Below are 17,902 nucleotides of genomic sequence, written 5' to 3' on the forward strand. Positions count from 1 at the left end.
CGATGGTTAATAGAAAAATAAAATTAGTGAAATCATAAACTATGGAACAAACTTTGGCCTTTTAGAAAAACCATGATCCTTGTTTTTTGTGATTATGTCCATATCCCATGCGCCGGACAATCTTAAACTACGTCCGCAATGGTAGTACCATTCAGTTATGCTAATTACAACTTGAAGCCCAGTTCCAGTGTTTTTGTTTTCTAGGTCATTAATTTTTGCAAAACCATGAATACGAAGTATCTCTTCTCTTCCGGGGATAATGCATAACAAACCAACGTTATTATTTGTTATAATATTCCTATAGCTTTCAATAAGGTTATTCCCTGGTAGGTCATTAAAAACCAAATGCTTAGCATTTGAAATTTTCAGGAATCCTTTTTCTCCTCCTCTAGGAGAAACGTATAGTTGTCCATGAGCGTCAATAGTCGACAGAATTATCAGCCGAGTGAACGCGATAAATTCTTTAGACCAATCATCAAGCACATCCCGCTTTTTTTTTAGAATACGCTCAGCAGGCCTGTGCTCACTTGAGAAACGTTCTAGGACGTTATGGTCCTGCACCCGATTAGATTCTTCACCGAAGTCAGCAGACATTTTATCTCCGAGGTTTTACATCCATGCCTAATAATCACCACCGTTGATTATCAATTCATGCCCTGTTATGTAATTGCTAATATCACTGCAGAGGAATAGTACTGCATGTGCTACATCGATTGGTTCAGCTACACGACCCAAAGGAATTGTTTTTCCACGGTCATTAAATTCAGACGCATTAAGACCGGGTTGTCTCGTTCTGGTAACTCCAGGACTGACGCAATTAACATTAATTCCATAGGACCCAAGAGCTCGAGCCATGGATCGTGTCATTCCAACAAGAGCTGCTTTACTTGCGGCATAGTGGGCACCTCGCCTTGGCCCTTTTATCCAGGCGTCAGAGGAGATATTGATGATACGGCCCGGAATGTTTGCTGAGATCATTTCGTTAGCGGCGCGCTGAGAAAGCAAGAAAGGTACGTTGACGTTTAATCGCATTGTCGTCTCTAATACCGAATTGGGTAGGCACAGCAAATCCCAACGTTCATACAAACCGGCACAGTTGATCAGGAGATCGGCCGGCCTATTCAATAAAGTCTTCACAGAATCAAATATTTCGTTGATAGTTTTTTCTTCACTTAAATCTCCTTGTAAAAACTGAGCACTCTCAGAGGCTATTAGTTTTTTCTGCTCCAATGTCGGCGGAACATTGTCACTCAACAAACAGAATGCTCCCTGTCTAATTAATACCGAGGTCACAGCATTGCCAATTCCTCCTGATGCTCCAGTAACGATGGCCACTCTATTTTTCATTGATAGTAATTTGTCCATTTTTATTATTAACCGAATCTTATTAACTTGTCGTTCCACCTTGGTTGAGCTGAATCTGAGTAAGCACGGCTTCCAATAATTCATAGGTAGTCACTGAATCGGCTAATGAAGACTTGGAGGGCGAGCACGTCGCTACTGACTTGAAAAACTCCTTGAGTGCCGGTAGGTACCCAGTAATCTGAGAACTATCCCGACGTATGGGATACTGATATAAAATAACTTCCTTCGAACCAACCGAAGGTACATGCCCCTTTCCATAGGAAATTTCAATATCCCTGAGTCCATCGATTTCAATAGTGGTTCCATCATGCGTTACAAAGCGTACGTCGAATTGAAACCGGTTATGATAATTACCCACTTCAATGTGGGACACTGAACCAATTTTATGAATGGTCGTGACCAGAATTGAGTAATTATCCGAGTTGACCTTTAGCAAACGCGCGTCTGTACTTGCTATTTGACCAAGGGCACGCGTTGCCAAGTTTGCAGGGTGTATCAATGTATCCCACACCAGTCTTTCTATTATCCCTTCATAGGTTCCAGGTGAAGTGGGCTTAGAGGATACAAACCGATAATCCGCACTCGCAATGCCGCCCCGTTGATTTGCTATTTCTAACGCTTTTTTATATTGCTCAGAAAAGGCAAAGTTGTACCCCACAAAGGCTACAGAACTACTCTTTGCCTCTATTTCGCATAATGACTTCAATGCATTCAATCCCACTGCGGGTGGTTTTTCAACGAAGATCGACTTACCCTGTTCAAGTGCGACTTTGGCTACCGATTGATGTAATTCCGGATTAACAGCAATCACGATTGCATCAGGACAATCAAAATCCTCTAGCATTGCTTCCCATGAATTTCCATAACGGCCAACGCCCCATTCAGTAGAAACCGCTTTGGCGCTGTCCAGCAATCTTGAGATAACGAAAGTTACCTCGATGCTGGAGCAGCGGCGTAGCGCGGGCAACAGATGTTCTAATCCCTGATTTCCCGTGCCAATGAGCGCGACTTTAAGTTTCCCAGACGCTGTCATATGAGGCCATATTCCTCTAATTGCTGGCACCAATAAGCATGGCGATCTCGGCCCATCTGTCTTTCGTTTCTACGTTCGGTAGATTCTTGATTTTCACCAACACGCCAAAACATATCCCCTTTCGCGGCAATCTCTGGTTCTATGTCACCTCCACGTTGAGATTGCTGGGCAATAAATTGGTCACGTTCGCGTGGTTCCTTGAACATGACGGGAGCACGTTCCTTAACAGGATTCCCTCGGAGGACCAACGAAATGGTATGGGGCTCAATAAAGGGCGTGCTATGTAAAGTTGTGTGGTGAATCGTAAAACAATCATTTGCACGATCTTCATGCAACATAACCTCTTCAACGTCTTCTAAGGCAGTGGTTTCGTCAAAGGTTGCAAGCGGCTTGTATACCCAATGAACGTATTTGCCCCGCAATACCAGATTGGTGAAACTGAACCGGTGGTTGTGCGCAAGGCGTTCTTGCCGACGAGTAGACATCCGTAGGCGAATTCGAATATTTCGTTCCATGTCATCCCACAGCACGATCTTGTCTTCAACAAGGTCTTCTTCGCATTTTGACCAAACATAGGGATCCGCAACTGCAGCCTCAATGAGTTCACGAAACAACCGCTTATCGCCAGCGAGTCGTCGTAAACAAGTTTCGGCAATTAGCGAAGTTGAAAGCAAGTCGCTTTCCCAGTCAAATGGCGTCAAGTCATGGAGAAAGTTTTTCGAAACGTTGTGCATATGTGCAGTGGTAGAATTCATAAAATAACCTCCAATTCAGTAAGATTCTGGATAACCTGTTCGAGTTTATTTGGACTCATAATCTTTTGTGAAATTCGCTCCCCGGATTCTTCTTCTCGACCAAATCGCCACCAGAGTTGCTGTTGTTTTTGGTCAAATATCAGAGATCTCGGCTTCTCAATTGGCCCTCTTAACACCAAAGAAACGGTGTTTTTTGAGGTGAATACGGTATGGGTTTGTGAATGATGTAGCGAATATGAACTTCCTGCCGTTTCATTGCGTATCCACTCAATTTGAAACAAGTCGTCAGAGGTCAATCCTGCAAACTTTGGATCTGGATGAAAGCGATCTTGGTACGGTCGCGACTCTTCGAGTGTAGATATTTCATATGGATTTTGCTTAAGTCCGTACAAGCAATGTTGATAGTGGCCAGTAAATATCAATGTTGAAAATGAAAACCGATGATCGTGAATTCGTTGCAGATGCTCTTCAGTAGCAATATGAAGTCTTAACCGGACTCCTGTATTTTTATCTTCATATAATACGAGATAGTCAAGGAGCTGGTGAGTTTCGAATCGTGAACGTAGATTATGATCTTCACTTGCTTCTCGCACTAAATCACCAAGGAATTCTGATCCTAATTCATAAAGATCCTTTAATAGCGGCCTTGTAAGTTCAGACCATTCAATAAAATCTGACATCCGAAGGTCATATTTATCGAAAAGTGTTTTTAAAGCTGGCAAAGCTTTCTGACATGACATGGTCTATCTCCTATTTATAAACGTTGTGTCCTGAGAAAGAATGATCGGTTGATCAAAACTACCCTTAGGAAATAAAACGTGATCTAGAGCGAACATGAGGGCTGGTTTATCGCTTTTCAGTTTTTGAGCTGACTCATGCTTTTCAAAATTAAAAGGGTTTCCATTATGCTCAACAGGTATTGGTGGTCCTAGGCAGATAATTTCACCTGTATCAACACCTTCATCCAAATAATGTATGGTTGTTCGGGTGGTTTTGTTACCATCTAATATGCTTTTTTTTAATCCTCCAATACCCAAGTAACGCCGAGTTCTTGTATTAAAATCCCATACTGATAAATCGGCTGGGTGAACATTAATTATTCGCCTCGCAAAGTGGTGGATAATATTTCCAACAAGTATTCTTCTGAAAGCACACACAATTAAATCAATACTTTCATTTTTCTCAATCTCTAGAAGATAAGATAAAATTTCATTCGAAGATCTAGCTCTTTCTGAATTGAAATTAGGATCACTTATCTTGTTAGTTGAAAATGAAAACACTCGATACGGAATGCCATGTGTCCTAGCCATATCAATGGATGGTATTCTTTCTCTGTCAGTAATTAATGAGATAACTCTGGCCCGTCCAGAAGATAAAGCACAATAATCAAGGACTGTTTCAAAATTACCGGGGCCATGGCTTGAAAAGCAGACAATGTTTTTTGTTAACTTAATAGCCATAACTCTCAACATTCCTCAAGTGAGACTTCCATTATTTCTTTGGCTTGTTCAATCTCATCATCCGTTAACGTGAGCGCTGGGTGCAGAATGATTGAATCTTTAGCTAGTCCGGTGGATGCGGTCACAACTCCAACCGCGCCGGTGTGCATGAGCCTAGAATAAATATCGCTGACTTCGTCTGGATTTTTAAACCGAATAGCACCTACATTTGAATGGATCATCGAAACTAAATCTTGTCTCTTTAAACTCCCTATAATATATTCAAGTGCAGATTTCGGTCGCTCAAGATCATTCGAATTTAATAATTCAATACGCTCAATAACTTCTAGAGCGCAACATAATGAAAATTCATTATTTATGTAAGTAGAACTGTGCAGGCCTGGCTTTGCAGACTCTAGTCCAGATTCCTCATTCACCCAAATAACAGACAAAGGCGCAAGGCCATTAGTTAACCCTTTACTTATAACAACAATGTCTACCATTGAAGAGTAAGAAGCGCTTGCTAGAAATCCCTTGTCTTTGTAAAAACCCGTAAAAATTTCATCCGCAATAATATGTCCACCATTGGAGCGAATTTTTTCAATAACAAATGAAATATAGCTTTCATCAAAGGGGTGCATTCCTGCGACGTTAAGAATGGGTTCAAATACCAGTGAATGTAGTGCGTATGTGGATCCGACAACCCCATAGCGCTCGTCTGAGAAAAGCAATGAAACCTTCTGTCGGCAGACTTCATCAGCCTCTTCCAGGGAAATTCCGCTTGATGCTGAAATCAAAGCGGGTACCGGTAATCTAACCACTTTGAATAATCCAGGGCCAGGCAAACTGGTGTAGCGCGAGCCAGAGCTTAAGAAGGACGTGGCGAGCGACCGCCCGTGATATGCCCCATCGAATGCCAGAATGCACGTCGCATTAGGCTTTTCAGCACTAATAACTTTTATCGCATGTTCAATTCCTTGTGCCCCGCCTAAATCATAAGCAATACGTCCTTCACAGCCGGAGGCATTTCGAAACATTCGATCTAGCTTTTCGGTTAAGGCTAATCGTGTAACTGACTCGCAAAACTGCGGCTTTGAAGGAAGAGTTGCTGCTCTGAGTGCCGCCATTTCCATGATAGAGGAGTCATACCCCAAAATTGCAGCCCCACTTGAGGCTTGCAAGTCGATGTATTTTCGCCCACTCCTTTCTGTAAGTGTGCATCCTGATGCGCCCGCAATCACAAGAGGATCGTTACGGTAAACAAAATCGGTTTTAAGCAATCGCATTGTCATTCACCGCAATTTCGAATTCGAACGCCTTGACGACACCAGGAACGCAAAACTCTAGAAACTCATTCGCAAGAATGATCTTGTCCCAGTTGTTTAAGGAGAATATTGATGCTAACCGCTCAATCTCGAATAATGTTTGAGACCTGAGTGCATGAGTCGAATCAAAAACTTGTTGTTTGAATTCGTCTCCATAATGATTAAATACATGATCCAGAGTGAGTTCATGGGAAGGGTAATTTTTACTTATTTTTTTTCCAATCTCGCTTAATATGGAGTTTGACACGACATCGTTATTGCTTGTTTCCGTGATTAGGTCAGCCACTTCATTGGAAGGTAAAAGCACTCCAAGTTCACGAACAACGTCAATTGGCTCATCAGGGGTGTGTATAAAATTTAACGTACCATTTGCAGCTCCTATTCTCGTTCTTAAAGAATTTTTAGAACGAATTGCAGGATCTGAGGCGCCTTTTAATGACGTAAGCCTTTCAGAAGCACACCCTTGTCCTAAAATATCGCGGATGATCAACAAAATAGAATCGCCTGATGATAAAAGCATATCTAGTAAAGGATAACGTTGCACATTCGCCAAGTTATATTCATAACGCCATAGTTCACGAATATGAAACCGCCCAAGACGAATCGGAATAGCCTTAACGACACCAAAGCCATCAACAGTCAGTCCATGAATAATCTTGTCGAAACTCCGTGGAGGGAAAGCGTCTGGCTTTAGGAGCAAAAAGGTGTGTTTTTGCAACCAATACTCCGGGTTACTTGATGAAAGGAAAGCCTGAAGCGCTTCCTGGTAATAAGGTTCTTGTCCATACCGGTATCGTTTTACATGATGTATAGACAGCCATTTTGGGGTATGGACAGGTACACCTTCCTCATAATTATTTTTTGTGACAATACGAACATGATGTTCAATTTCGGTGTTACCAGTCATAGACCGCTCTCCACCCTATCCAGGCTTAGTGTATCTTGACCAAATAGCGCTCCTGCCGCTGTCGCAAAAGCCATTTGAAAGATGTCCCTTGATGGCACGCCAATAAGCATCAAGTTACCTAGCTGACGCATAACAGATTGTGTGCCTCCTGCCACAATACCTGCTTTTTGATACAGCAGCGTATTGGCTGTATTTCTGGTTAGTTTTTGTCCAGCAAGTATTTCGCTTTGAATCCGATCGGTCATCAGCATCAAATTTTCAGCACCAACGAATTCAATTGTTCGCTTGCACAGATCAATATCTACGTGATCACCATCACAATTTAGGCAGAGCTTTAAAATACCTTTTTTGGCATATCCAATTAAAGTCGCAGGGACTGGACCTAATATGTCTTCGATATTTTCATCGGTCCATTCCTGTTTGAGTATTTCTGGAGTTATTGACTTTCTTTTAGACTTTTCTATTCCGTTGCGCCAGTGGTATTGGCATTTGACAGGCATGTCGTTATACAGATGGTCAGTAAACAAAGGCGTCATGCCTGCTTGTTCAGCATAATCACAAATATGTGAAATAGAAATTGCCGTTGCTTCAGCATCTTCTTTCCCAAAATGCCCAAGTGCCGGCTTTACACGATGATTAAGGAGTATTTTTGCGATTTCAATAATATCTTTCGGATAGTCATCTTTCTGATTAAACTCAGCGTTTGGTGACAAAACCACGTAAACAAGTCCATGCGAACCCAGACGTGCTAATTGTTCCCATTCCGACAATGTTGGTTTCCAGCAACCTTGCTCAGGTGTGCCGCCGAAACTAGCTAAAAGTGGTCCTTCAAGTGCTATTCCAATAATGTGTTTATATCGTCCTGATTTTTTACCTGCGTCGAACTCATACATGAACTCAATAAAGTTAGTCAGATGCGCCTTGGGTAAGTACAGTGTTAATATTGCTGCAGTACCTTCGATTTTCAGGTGATTCTCTAGCTCGTCAAGTACTAATGAATTAGGATCGGCAAAATCAAATCGGCCGATACCATGGCAGTGGAAGTCTATAGGGGTAATAGCGTTCATAATCTAGTCCTCTCAATTTAGGAAATTAGACAACATCTGCTTCATCAAGCTACTTGCATTGATAAAGTTGTTTTTTGAAACACAACACACAGCAGCTAAAATACGCACCTATGAGTTGATACTTTTTTCCCTTGTTGATAACTATTTGATATTTATTTTTGATTATGAACAACTGTCAATTTTGACAGTGTTGCAGCTCGTTTAGAAGGTAATACCATAAGCGATTAATAATAAGTATCCATGCATTAAGATAGAGGGATTTTAAGTGCAGTGGTAGTCAGAGAATGAACGTAAAATCGATTGAGTTGAGTCTTGAATCCGTGTTTGAATTTAGCCAATTCGCTGTATACATATGATAAATAAGGTAAAATATAGTTTTCCTATACTCACCCATTTTGATTATGGCACGATTTAAGCTTAAGGAATCCAAGAAGTAACTCATATCCTATGCAGGGCTGTCGTTAATCGGCCAATGCCTGGAAGTCGTCAATGTCGAAGCGATAGTGGACGGACGAATTCCGGTTTCGCTAGGGATCAGGACCTCGGATTTATTGAAAACGATGGTCGGATTGTTGTGTATAGGCAAAAGCGATTTCGAAGCGGTCGAGCCGTTTCGTGAAGATCGCTTTTTCAAAACGGCATTGGATATCCGCAAGGTTCCCAGCTGTGTGTGGCTGAGGCAGCGACTGGATCGTGTCAGCGGCAGCCTGTTGGAGCCGTTGGACGAGCTATCGGTTCGGCTCATTGAACGAACACAAGCCCCGATGACGCCGCATAAAGGTTATGTCTGCCTGGACATGGATACCTTCGTCATGGATCAGAGCGGGACTAAGAAGGAAGAGGTCAGTCGAACTTATCAAGGCGTCGATGGCTATACGCCGGTAGCGGCCTACTTGGGCAATGAAGGCTGGTGCATCGGCCTGGAATTGCGCCCCGGTCGCTGGCATTCCTCGCTGGAGGTTGAATATTTTCTGGAACGGTTATTTCCCCGTGTCGAGCGCTTGGTGGCGCCGAACTTAGCGGTGTTATTACGCAAAGACTCAGGGTTTGATAGCGCCAAACTGTTATTTGCCGCCGCGGATGAAAAAGCGCGCTGGGCGGCCATGGGTCGGAGTTTTGACTATTTGGTCAAATGGAACCCCCGAAAACAGGATAAAGCCGCCTGGGTCGAAAAGGCGGAAGCCGCCGGTGCCTTTGTTGAAAAGCGTCCCGGTAAACGGGAAGCCTTAATGACCCTGTTGGTGGATCGCGCCTGGCAAAAGCAGACACGTTCCTTCAGGCTGGTGATACGGATCATCGAACGCACCATCAACAAGCACGGTCAGCTGTTATTGCTGCCGGACATCCAACTGGAAGGCTGGTGGACGAGTCTGGAGGAATCCGAAGATACCGTCATTGAACGCTACCGCGACCACGGCACCCATGAACAATTCCATTCGGAATTCAAAACCGATTTGGATCTGGAGCGTTTGCCTTCCGGTAAATTCGAGACCAACGACTGTCTATTGAGAATGGGCATGTTGGCCTACAATTGCTTGCGGCTGATCGGTCAATTGGGCTTGACGGGCCACTTGGCACCGATACGTCACCCAGCAAAACGTCGTCGGCTACGCACCGTGCTGCAAGAAGTCATGTATCGCGCCGCGCAGGTGATCCATAAGGCCCGGCAATGGTGGCTCAGCCGGGGTCCGCATCGGGATAAACTCGGCGAATGTTGGACGGCTGGCTATCGATTGAGTCTCTAGGCGGAGAAGAGGCTTGCTGGTCTTGGTGTCAGGTTTTTCGGTCGACAATGGCGGCAATGCGACAGAAGAGGGTTGATTTTGGCCATTGAAGGCTTGATGAGCGACATTTAAGTTTCGGTGGATGGCAGGTTTCTTTAAAAAAACGCGCTGAAAATGCGGAGGCCACCCCTTAAACCGAATGGAACACGGATTCAGGTTGAGTGAAATCGAACGATAGCAACTGCTGACGATTATCAAAAAGGGTAGTGACTGGCGAGAGCGAGAACGTGCGCTGACCATTCTGATGTTATCCGAAGCTCAGATAGTGTTTGCGGTTGCGAATCAACAAAATGTTAAGCCAGAAGCGATTCGTGAGCGGCGCCGAAGATGACTAAAGAAAGGGGTGGCCAGTTTGCCAGATCAACCGCGTTGCGGTGCTCCGAGTAAATTGACCGAAGCTCATCGAAGCCAATTAAAAGATTGGTTCGATGCAGAACCACTGACGTGTCGGGTCTTGGGCACTCGCCACAACGGAATGTGGTGTCACCATCAGCGCGAATACCTTGCGTAACGAACTGAAACGCATGGATTATTTCTGGAAGTGCACGCGCTATAGTTTAAAAGTAAGCAATCAGCCATTCCACCTGTAATAAATCATTTGCCTGCGGCATCCTGTGATTTTTTGATCAGGAGTGGGCATGGCTATCACATCGAAATGGCGTCAGCATATTGAAACGTGGCAAAGTAGTGGTTTGTCGCAAGCGGAGTATTGCGCTGAGCAACAGATTAACGTCCGCACGTTCACGGCGCGACTGAGTGACTATCGAAAATTACCGGCCACCGTATCGTCTGCGTTGATACCGGTGCAGGTTGAGCAGGCGCCACCTGCTGCGATTGTCTTTACGCATGCCCAAGGTCATCGCTTGGAATTAGCGGCTTCCGTGTCACCGCGCTGGGTCGCGGAGTTGCTGCAATGCCTGGCTTGATCGAAACGCCGGCACAGATTTGGTTGGCAGTGACCCCGGTCGATATGCGGCGCGGCCTGGATGGCTTGTCGGCCATTGTTCAGCAGAACCTGGGACATTCGCCTTGCGCAGGATCGGCCTTTATCTTTCGTAACCGAGCCGGCAACCGCTTGCGGTTGTTGCTGTGGGACGGCAATGGCGTGTGGTTGTGTCAGCGCCGTTTGCATCAGGGCAGTTTTGTCTGGCCCAAGGCTGACGATGTGGTGTTTGCGATCAGTCAGGCGCAGTGGCAATGGTTGGTGGCCGGTGTCGACTGGCAGCGGCTGTCGGCAAAATGCCAACCCGATTGGCAGGTCTGACCCGGTGTAAAATCGGCGATTAAAATCCCTCTGAAAGCCAGTAATATCAAGGCATTGAAAGGCCATTGCGGTATAATAGCCACCATGAATCCGCTCGCTAAACTCGATCAATTAGACCTGGAACCGGCTGCCAAAACCGAGGTGGCGGCACTGATTCAATCGCTGATCGAACAGGCGGAACGGGATGCCAAGATCATCCAAGCCAAAGATGCCGTCATTAATGCCAAAGATGTCAAAATCGCCGCCCTGACGCACGAGTTGGCTTATTACAAGCGTATCCGTTTCAGTACCAAAAGCGAAGCCTTGGCCCCATTGCAGCGGGATGTGTTTGAGGAAACCTGGAATACCGATATCTCGGCCATCGAAGCCGAAGTCGAGCAGCTTCAGGACGACCAACCGTGCGCCACCGTTGCTCGTCCGAAACGTCTGCGCGCTGGCCGGCAGCCGTTGCCGCCTCATCTGCCGCGCATCGAACACCGCCACGAACCGGAGTTCTGCACCTGTGGCCAATGCGGGAAGGACTTGGTCAAGATCGGCGAAGACATTAGCGAGCAACTGGATGTCGAGCCGGCCAAGTTTTTCGTGCATCGGCACATTCGTCCGCAATATGCCTGCCGGGCCTGCGAAACCATCACGGCAGCGCCGATTCCACCGGCGGTGATCGATGGTGGTATGGCGGCGGTCGGTTTGCTGACCTGGATGTTAATCGGCAAATTCCTCGATCACCTACCGCTTTACCGGCTGGAACAAATCGCTGCCCGCGACGGTGTGAGTTTGTCCCGTTCTACACTGGCCGATTGGGTGGGGCGACTCGGCGTGGCCTTGCAACCTTTGGCGGAACGCTTGGCTTGGCACCTGCGGCAACGGTCGAGTCTTCATGCCGACGAGACGCCGGTGCCACAGCTCGATCCTGGCAACGGTAAAACCAAGAAAGCCTATCTATGGGCTTACCGCAGCAACGATTTACAACCAGGTCCCAAGATCATCATCTTCGACTACCAAGCCGGTCGCAGTGGCCGGCATGCGCAACAGTTTCTGCAAGACTGGCAAGGCCATCTCGTCGTTGACGACTACGGTGGCTATAAAGCCCTGTTTGCGGCTACCCGCGCGCATCCCGAAACCCAATACATCCTCGAATCGTGTATCGAACTGGCCTGTTGGGCGCATGCGCGCAGGAAGTTCTTCGATCTGTTCCAGACCAGTCAAAGCCCTGTCGCGCAAGAAGCCTTGAACCGCATCGCCGAGCTGTACACCAACGAAGCCGAAGGCCGGGATATGACAGCCGATGCGCGGCAACGCCTGCGGATAGAGAAAAGCCTGCCGGTACTAACCAACCTGCACGACTGGTTGCAACAAACCCGCCTGACCGCTGCGCCCAACAGTGCAACGGCCAAAGCGATCGATTACAGTCTGAAACGCTGGGCTGCGCTGATGCGTTACGCCGAAACCGGCGATCTGCCCATCGACAACAACCCTGTCGAAAACAGCATTCGGCCGATTGCCTTGGGTAAAAAGAACTGGCTGTTCGCAGGTTCCGAACGCGCTGGCCAACGGGCGGCGGTCATTCAAACCTTGCTTGGTACCGCCAAGCTCAATGGCCTCGATCCCGCCGCCTGGTTAAAAGACACCCTGGAAAAACTCCCCGCCTGGCCCAACAACCGCATCGACGAACTGCTGCCATTTGCTGCTCCCGATTAATTTCTACCGGTAAACTGGAGTCGTGGTACCGCTACGCGCTTACGTTTAAAAAAAGCGCGATCCCGAACGTTTCGAGCAGGCTTGGCACAACATCACCGAGCTGATACAGCAAGCAGAAGCCGGTGCATTCGAATTGGCTTATGTCGACAAGGCAAGTTTTGCGCCACAACCGCCGAATCGCTCGGGTTGGACTAAAAGCGGCGAGATATATGCCATTACCGCCATAAGCGCACGGCGACTGAATGTCATAGGCGCATTGCTTTCATCTGGCCGGTTAATGATGCTACGCTGTAGGAAAGCGTGAATGGCTTATGGTTCTTTGGCTTTTTGATGGCCATGCTGGAACATGTGAACAGGCCTTTGGTGGTAGTTTTGGATAATGCATCCATTCATACCGCCAAGACACTGAAACCTTACTGGGATTTGTTAGAAGAAAAAGGCATGCGTTTTTATTTTCTGCCACCCTACAGCCCTGAATTGAACTGTGTTGAATTACTCTGGCACAAAATGAAATATGAATGGTTTCCTTTCAAGACTTTTATGCCGGATGAGCTTGAGCAGGCCATTGATGAAATTGGCGCCGAATTTGGCTCAAAATACACGTTAACTTTTTGCTAAGCGCTTAATTAATGCGTTTTTTAGTGATTGAAAAAATATTTTTTATAAAAATCGCATTGCTTATTTAAGGAATCTCTGAATAAGTGCGAAATTTCAGTTTTGCCAAAAACTCGATGGAGATTTTGATCCAAAATAGTCCTTTTGGGAAGGATTCAGGCTAGAATTCTGGTTGCTTGAGTGCCTTGCTCACCCATTGCCACTGTTTTTTAGGATGATGGGCGGATTTTTTCCCCTTAGCTCGCCATCAAGCATGCCCTGGCTTTGACAGGTTGCGCCGGATTTTCTGGAAAACCCAACATGAGTTCAATATCGAAGCTTGTCTGCGGGTGATGGTGTTTAATCGCTAACGCAGCCAAGAAATATAAGGCCACAACCAACAGCAACCATAATTTGCCGATAGCGCCGAATTTTTTGGCGCAACATTTTGAAGCCTAGATTCCTGATCAGAAATCCCGGGTACTGTCATTGAGATTTGAAAATGCTGTTTTGAATTGAAGGCTTGCATCACTAAACCCGCTTTTGCGTGTTGGCCAGCAGCACGTTGACAGCGTAGACCACGACAAATACCCCCACCGGGACGGCTTGCGGTGGAATTGGAAATGGCAAGGTCAAACTGACAAGCAAAATATATAACGCGCCCAGAATCAGGTAAAGGCTATAACGATACATCATGGGGCTTGGATAATCGAAATTGGTCTGACTGATCTTGCGCCGCACCAGTCCGTCGACGACAAACGGCAACAAGGCGGCGGCCAGGTACGGCAACCAGATGCAGGCCGTGGTCAGGCGCTTGAACATTTGAAAGATCGTGTCCCACAGCACGTTCAGTCGGCTTTCGATAAAGGGAAACAAATCGTGGCGCCCCACATCCTCGAAGCCTTTGGACATCTGGCGTTCGCGCTCGGTCGGGATGAAGTAGCGGAACACGCTTTCTCGGATACCGGTGCTGACAAAAAAACGATCGAACCAGCGTTGCGCGGTGTGGCTGATTTGAGATTCTTTTGCAGCGCCAAAATAGCCGATCATCATCCGGTCTTCGGCGCGCTGCAGTTCACGCGTCCAGCGGTCGGAAACAAAACTGGCTACCAGGATCACTTCCAGTAGCCAAAGCATCAGGCTGAACAGCAGATTGCGCGTCATAAGTTCGCACCTTGGCGATCTTGTGCCGACCGCAGAATCGGCAAACGGCCTTTGACTATGCGGCCGCCGGATAACTTGGCGATGTAATGCAAGTCCGGCAGTTGACCCAACAATTGCGGCGCAAACAAATCGCCTTCTTCTTCCATCAGGCGTTCACCGACATTGCCGGAGAACACCGTGGGATTGGTCGCGCTAGTCGCCACGCCTTGGGTGCGCATGATGTACTTCAATCGTGTCTTCGGCAGATTGTCTGTGATGTACTGCTGCGTTTCGCTGTCCATGATCCTGAGCGCGATCAGGTTGTTGACGTTGCCCAGTACCTGGCGGGCTTTGTCCTGAGAACCGGTACGTGCGGCAAAATCGGCAAAGGTTTGCGTGGCAATGAACAACCGTATCTTGGCGCCGCGGCCTTTGTTCAACACCTGAATGAAGGGATCGTTGATGACTTCGGCGGCTTCATCGACGAACACATTCACCGGTCGGTCCGAGACACCGTAGTTGTAGCGATCGCCGGCGACGGCCGCCAAATCGGCCAACAGAATCGAGCCAATCGCACTGCCCACCATGCCATCCGATAATGAGTCCAGGCCGATATAAGCGACCTGGGCTTTTTCGATGATGTGGCCGGTATTGGTGATCGGCCTAAGATCGTCAATATCATGAGGGTTAGGGGAGAGCAGGGGGCCTAAAGAGCCCGAGGTCAGCATGTTCATGATCGGAATCAAGGAGGCGACCATCTTGCTGAAGTGCGCTCGGTCGTGTTCGAACAAGGACAATAGGCCTTCCAAATCCAAATTGGGCAGTTGGTACTGCACGACCTCCCGATAAAACCGGACCAAACCTACCGCTTTGGAATCGATGTCCTTGGCGTTTTTCAGGTAAGGCCTTGCCTCTTGCCGCCAATGGCCCAGGTTGTTGTCGAAATAGCGTTCCAGGGCTTGAATTACCAGCGTCGAAGGGCCGCCTTCCAGGTAACGGCGAAGCTTAACCAGGGTAGGGCGCTCCTCGATCACCATTAAACCTTGAATCACGTTATCCAGCGATTTTTGGCCAAAGGCCTTGAACGGATCATTACTATTTTCGCTGGGCGAAATGGCGCTAATGCGGCTGGCGATTTCCGAAGGCCTGTTGAAATTGTGCAAGGGATCGAGTCGCACGCTGTCTTCTGGAAACGCCGGGTGGAAATACACGAAACGATCCGGGCGCTTGGCCAAGGTACAGGCGCGCTTGGCGCAGGCCATCAGATCTTTATCGCCCTTGGGATCGATGATGATCACCGCTTCGCCACGCAATACGGCTTGTGTGACCAACACATCAAAGGCACGGGTTTTACCGGCGCCAGTGGTGCCGACCAGCAGCGTATGACCGGCGGTATGCTGTAAGGGCTGACGAATGTCACCTTCGGATACTTCCAGGCCGTGAATCCAGGCCGAACCCATACGTTGATGATCGCTCGGTATCAACGTCGAGACATCGCGTTTCAAAATCTCATACGCCAATTGCGCGTGCTTTTGCACCCAATCGAATCCCCAACCGAACCACAAGGCCTCGGGGTTGCGATTCACCAGGGTGACAAGCTTCTCGGCATCCAGGTATTGGAAACGAAACTGACGTAACCGGCGTTTGCGATACCAGAGACCCAATGCCGGCGACAGCCGCCAACACGCCATCACTCCGCACGCCGTCATCAACCAATCAAAGGGTTCGTGCGGCAATCCCGACCAACGACTGGTGAAATGCGCCAAACCGGCACCGCCCAACCAACCCGAGATGGCATACACCTCGAAGATCGGCCGCCAGGGAAACTGATAGTCGTAATCGGATTTCATGGGCGTAACCGAACCTGGATGCCTTCTGTGGCACTCACCGAGCGGCAATCCGGATGGTTGGCGATATCCAGCATCAGGCGAGTGCGCTTGATCGTCTGATGCTGCCTCAGAAATTGTTCCAGCGCGGTATTGGACACTGTGTGCCAGTGACCGTTTGGCGATGATTCATCGGGCGGAATGTTTTGTTGCCGCACATACGCGATCAGCAAGTCGATTGTTCCGGATTTTGCCGGTGGGGTTGTTAGGGGAGCACTTGCTTTATCAGGCTCGGAATTGACCGAACTGTCTGACGCGTTGCCGCTGATTGAATTTTTCTTGCTTGTCGCGTTCGACTTGGAGCGGACAGGCTTAGGCTCCTGAGGCGCCGCGTCTTGAGGCTGAGAAGACTTAACTGGATCTTCGGTCTTGTCAGTATTGCTGCTTGGAGATTGCGGAGATGACGTTGTAAGCGTGTCTTTGGCTTGGAATTTCAATAATGCCTTCAAAGCCAAACTCGGTTCCAATGCCAGCAGGACGCCGCGGACCGATTGGATGGTTTGTACCTTGCGCATCGGCGACAGGACGTCGGTCACCAGCCAACCCGTCTCCTCCAGCATTTTGATGAACTGAGGCGGATCGACGGCGAGTTTTTCAGCGGTCGCAGGAAACGGGAGCAAGTATTGGTCTTGGACTTCCAATAGATCGCTGCCTAACTGCCATTGGCCTTGATTGAGCATGCTGGCGATGTCCATTAGCCATTGGCCGGCATCGCCGTGGTTTTCCAACCAGTACTTGGCGCTGTCGACCGGATTAGCGATGCTTTTCGTATCAGTAGAGGAAGAATCACTCTTTGCTGCTGAAGCTGTATTTTCTGTGTTGGTCGGTTTGGCTGGCGTTGCGTTTTTCGGTTGCTCGGTCTGACACAACGCAGGGGCGCCATCGGTTGATGTGCATTCCGACAGACCTTGATCGGGATCTGGTGGCAAGGAATTCAAAATGCCTGGTGCCGATTCGAGGACCGGCGGATCGAGTTCAGCGCTCGTGTCATGAGCAGGTTCTATCTGGGGTTCTTTTGGCTCAACTGGCTTCGGCTTATCAGTGCGTTGGGATTGCTTCAGAGTCGCGACATTTTTGGCTTTTGCCGGTTTGTTGATTTGCGGTGCCTGATCGGTAACGGGCTCGGCTTTTACGATGATCGCATCCGATTCGTTGATTTCGCGCGCTGCAACCACAAGCGGCGGCTCGCCGCTGAAAATGAGTTCCGCGGATTTCAGGCGCAACAAATAAAGTGGGTTGTCCAAGCCTTCAGGCTGCATTTGCCAATAACGGTATTGCCGACCATCTGGCCAGGACTTAGGGATTGCCAAGCCGCGTTCGATCAGGATGTCTGCCAAGGTGTCTTCGTCGCGCGGAATGCCGGGCACTTTGTCCTTGGCCAGCAGGGTGACGATGTCTTGCGCACCGGCCCGCCAGACGATATGCAGGCCATCCTCAAAACGCCATAGCCGAGCGCCTTTTTCGTTGATGGTCCATTGTCCGGACTTGACCAAGCGGCGCATGGCGTCGAACAGGTACTTTTCCACCGGCATGCCCAAGGCCGAGTCGATGTTTTGGTAGTGCGCTTTTAAATCACGTTCAACGCTTTTGCAGTCGGCGGTTATCACCAGTGCGTAAACTTTGGAGCCGCGGTCCAAACCGT

16 protein-coding genes and 1 pseudogene are annotated in these 17,902 nt (G+C 48.0%); 5 read left to right on the forward strand and 12 right to left on the reverse strand.

Annotation, left to right across the window (positions count from 1 at the left end; genetic code table 11):
- Positions 1-39: 39 nt before the first annotated feature.
- Genes CWO84_RS23955 through CWO84_RS23995 form a run of 9 tightly spaced genes read right to left on the reverse strand, consistent with a single transcriptional unit; the run spans position 40 to position 7,891 of the window.
- Positions 40-594 carry a pyridoxamine 5'-phosphate oxidase family protein gene (locus CWO84_RS23955; RefSeq protein ID WP_101055703.1) on the reverse strand — a complete coding sequence of 185 codons (555 nt, stop codon included), beginning with the start codon at positions 592-594 and terminating at the stop codon, positions 40-42.
- Positions 595-621: 27 nt separating this feature from the next.
- Positions 622-1,365, reverse strand: coding sequence for an SDR family oxidoreductase (locus CWO84_RS23960; protein ID WP_165786435.1), 744 nt, complete (start codon positions 1,363-1,365; stop codon positions 622-624).
- 22 nt (positions 1,366-1,387) lie between these two features.
- On the reverse strand, positions 1,388-2,398 hold the full coding sequence (locus tag CWO84_RS23965; protein WP_101055707.1) for a Gfo/Idh/MocA family oxidoreductase: 1,011 nt from the start codon (positions 2,396-2,398) through the stop codon (positions 1,388-1,390).
- Positions 2,395-3,153, reverse strand: coding sequence for a hypothetical protein (locus tag CWO84_RS23970; protein ID WP_101055708.1), 759 nt, complete (start codon positions 3,151-3,153; stop codon positions 2,395-2,397). The genes CWO84_RS23965 and CWO84_RS23970 overlap by 4 nt, the downstream gene beginning before the upstream one ends.
- Positions 3,150-3,893: a hypothetical protein gene (locus tag CWO84_RS23975; RefSeq protein WP_101055709.1), complete on the reverse strand. Its 744-nt coding sequence runs from the start codon at positions 3,891-3,893 to the stop codon at positions 3,150-3,152. Before CWO84_RS23975 ends, CWO84_RS23970 begins: the two co-directional genes overlap by 4 nt.
- A gap of 3 nt (positions 3,894-3,896) precedes the next feature.
- Positions 3,897-4,613 (reverse strand): formyltransferase family protein, encoded by a 717-nt coding sequence (locus CWO84_RS23980; RefSeq protein WP_165786437.1) that lies wholly within the window; start codon positions 4,611-4,613, stop codon positions 3,897-3,899.
- A gap of 5 nt (positions 4,614-4,618) precedes the next feature.
- A complete protein-coding gene (locus CWO84_RS23985) occupies positions 4,619-5,878 on the reverse strand; it encodes an aminotransferase class III-fold pyridoxal phosphate-dependent enzyme (protein ID WP_165786438.1) in 1,260 nt (419 codons plus the stop codon).
- Complete coding sequence (locus CWO84_RS23990; RefSeq protein ID WP_101055713.1) at positions 5,865-6,824, reverse strand: nucleoside-diphosphate kinase; 960 nt, start codon at positions 6,822-6,824, stop codon at positions 5,865-5,867. The genes CWO84_RS23985 and CWO84_RS23990 overlap by 14 nt, the downstream gene beginning before the upstream one ends.
- Positions 6,821-7,891 carry a hypothetical protein gene (locus tag CWO84_RS23995; RefSeq protein WP_101055716.1) on the reverse strand — a complete coding sequence of 357 codons (1,071 nt, stop codon included), beginning with the start codon at positions 7,889-7,891 and terminating at the stop codon, positions 6,821-6,823. Before CWO84_RS23995 ends, CWO84_RS23990 begins: the two co-directional genes overlap by 4 nt.
- Positions 7,892-8,331: 440 nt before the next feature.
- Between CWO84_RS23995 and CWO84_RS24000 the strand changes: the two are divergent.
- The 5 genes and pseudogenes from CWO84_RS24000 to CWO84_RS24020 form a co-directional block, all read left to right on the forward strand.
- Positions 8,332-9,561, forward strand: a pseudogene (locus CWO84_RS24000) (IS1380 family transposase); the annotation flags it as partial.
- A gap of 752 nt (positions 9,562-10,313) precedes the next feature.
- Positions 10,314-10,601: a hypothetical protein gene (locus CWO84_RS24005; RefSeq protein ID WP_101055717.1), complete on the forward strand. Its 288-nt coding sequence runs from the start codon at positions 10,314-10,316 to the stop codon at positions 10,599-10,601.
- Positions 10,589-10,939: an IS66 family insertion sequence element accessory protein TnpB gene (tnpB, locus tag CWO84_RS24010; RefSeq protein WP_101055718.1), complete on the forward strand. Its 351-nt coding sequence runs from the start codon at positions 10,589-10,591 to the stop codon at positions 10,937-10,939. Before CWO84_RS24005 ends, tnpB begins: the two co-directional genes overlap by 13 nt.
- An 84-nt stretch (positions 10,940-11,023) precedes the next feature.
- Positions 11,024-12,637: an IS66 family transposase gene (locus tag CWO84_RS24015; RefSeq protein ID WP_101055719.1), complete on the forward strand. Its 1,614-nt coding sequence runs from the start codon at positions 11,024-11,026 to the stop codon at positions 12,635-12,637.
- Positions 12,638-12,937: 300 nt separating this feature from the next.
- Positions 12,938-13,255 (forward strand): transposase, encoded by a 318-nt coding sequence (locus CWO84_RS24020; RefSeq protein WP_101055720.1) that lies wholly within the window; start codon positions 12,938-12,940, stop codon positions 13,253-13,255.
- Positions 13,256-13,762: 507 nt separating this feature from the next.
- On the opposite strand, the gene CWO84_RS24025 is transcribed toward CWO84_RS24020, so the two are convergent.
- From CWO84_RS24025 to CWO84_RS24035, 3 genes are all read right to left on the reverse strand, one after another.
- Positions 13,763-14,395, reverse strand: a complete 633-nt coding sequence (locus tag CWO84_RS24025) for a DUF4400 domain-containing protein (RefSeq protein WP_101055721.1) — start codon at positions 14,393-14,395, stop codon at positions 13,763-13,765.
- Positions 14,392-16,224: a conjugative transfer system coupling protein TraD gene (gene traD / locus CWO84_RS24030; RefSeq protein ID WP_101055723.1), complete on the reverse strand. Its 1,833-nt coding sequence runs from the start codon at positions 16,222-16,224 to the stop codon at positions 14,392-14,394. The genes CWO84_RS24025 and traD overlap by 4 nt, the downstream gene beginning before the upstream one ends.
- Positions 16,221-17,902, reverse strand: a 1,682-nt coding sequence (locus CWO84_RS24035) for a TraI domain-containing protein (protein ID WP_101055725.1), incomplete at its 5' end; no start/stop codon positions are given. The genes CWO84_RS24035 and traD, both read right to left, overlap by 4 nt.

The organism is Methylomonas sp. Kb3 (genome assembly GCF_002834115.1).
GTDB classification, from domain to species: Bacteria; Pseudomonadota; Gammaproteobacteria; order Methylococcales; family Methylomonadaceae; genus Methylomonas; species Methylomonas defluvii.

Bases quoted from the DNA above. Each gene is read 5' to 3' on its own strand.
- CWO84_RS23955 (WP_101055703.1), bottom strand. From the start codon at position 594: ATGTCTGCTGACTTCGGTGAAGAATCTAATCGGGTGCAGGACCATAAC.
- CWO84_RS23960 (WP_165786435.1), bottom strand. From the start codon at position 1,365: ATGGACAAATTACTATCAATGAAAAATAGAGTGGCCATCGTTACTGGA.
- CWO84_RS23965 (WP_101055707.1), bottom strand. From the start codon at position 2,398: ATGACAGCGTCTGGGAAACTTAAAGTCGCGCTCATTGGCACGGGAAAT.
- CWO84_RS23970 (WP_101055708.1), bottom strand. From the start codon at position 3,153: ATGAATTCTACCACTGCACATATGCACAACGTTTCGAAAAACTTTCTC.
- CWO84_RS23975 (WP_101055709.1), bottom strand. From the start codon at position 3,893: ATGTCATGTCAGAAAGCTTTGCCAGCTTTAAAAACACTTTTCGATAAA.
- CWO84_RS23980 (WP_165786437.1), bottom strand. From the start codon at position 4,613: ATGGCTATTAAGTTAACAAAAAACATTGTCTGCTTTTCAAGCCATGGC.
- CWO84_RS23985 (WP_165786438.1), bottom strand. From the start codon at position 5,878: ATGCGATTGCTTAAAACCGATTTTGTTTACCGTAACGATCCTCTTGTG.
- CWO84_RS23990 (WP_101055713.1), bottom strand. From the start codon at position 6,824: ATGACTGGTAACACCGAAATTGAACATCATGTTCGTATTGTCACAAAA.
- CWO84_RS23995 (WP_101055716.1), bottom strand. From the start codon at position 7,891: ATGAACGCTATTACCCCTATAGACTTCCACTGCCATGGTATCGGCCGA.
- CWO84_RS24005 (WP_101055717.1), top strand. From the start codon at position 10,314: ATGGCTATCACATCGAAATGGCGTCAGCATATTGAAACGTGGCAAAGT.
- tnpB (WP_101055718.1), top strand. From the start codon at position 10,589: ATGCCTGGCTTGATCGAAACGCCGGCACAGATTTGGTTGGCAGTGACC.
- CWO84_RS24015 (WP_101055719.1), top strand. From the start codon at position 11,024: ATGAATCCGCTCGCTAAACTCGATCAATTAGACCTGGAACCGGCTGCC.
- CWO84_RS24025 (WP_101055721.1), bottom strand. From the start codon at position 14,395: ATGACGCGCAATCTGCTGTTCAGCCTGATGCTTTGGCTACTGGAAGTG.
- traD (WP_101055723.1), bottom strand. From the start codon at position 16,224: ATGAAATCCGATTACGACTATCAGTTTCCCTGGCGGCCGATCTTCGAG.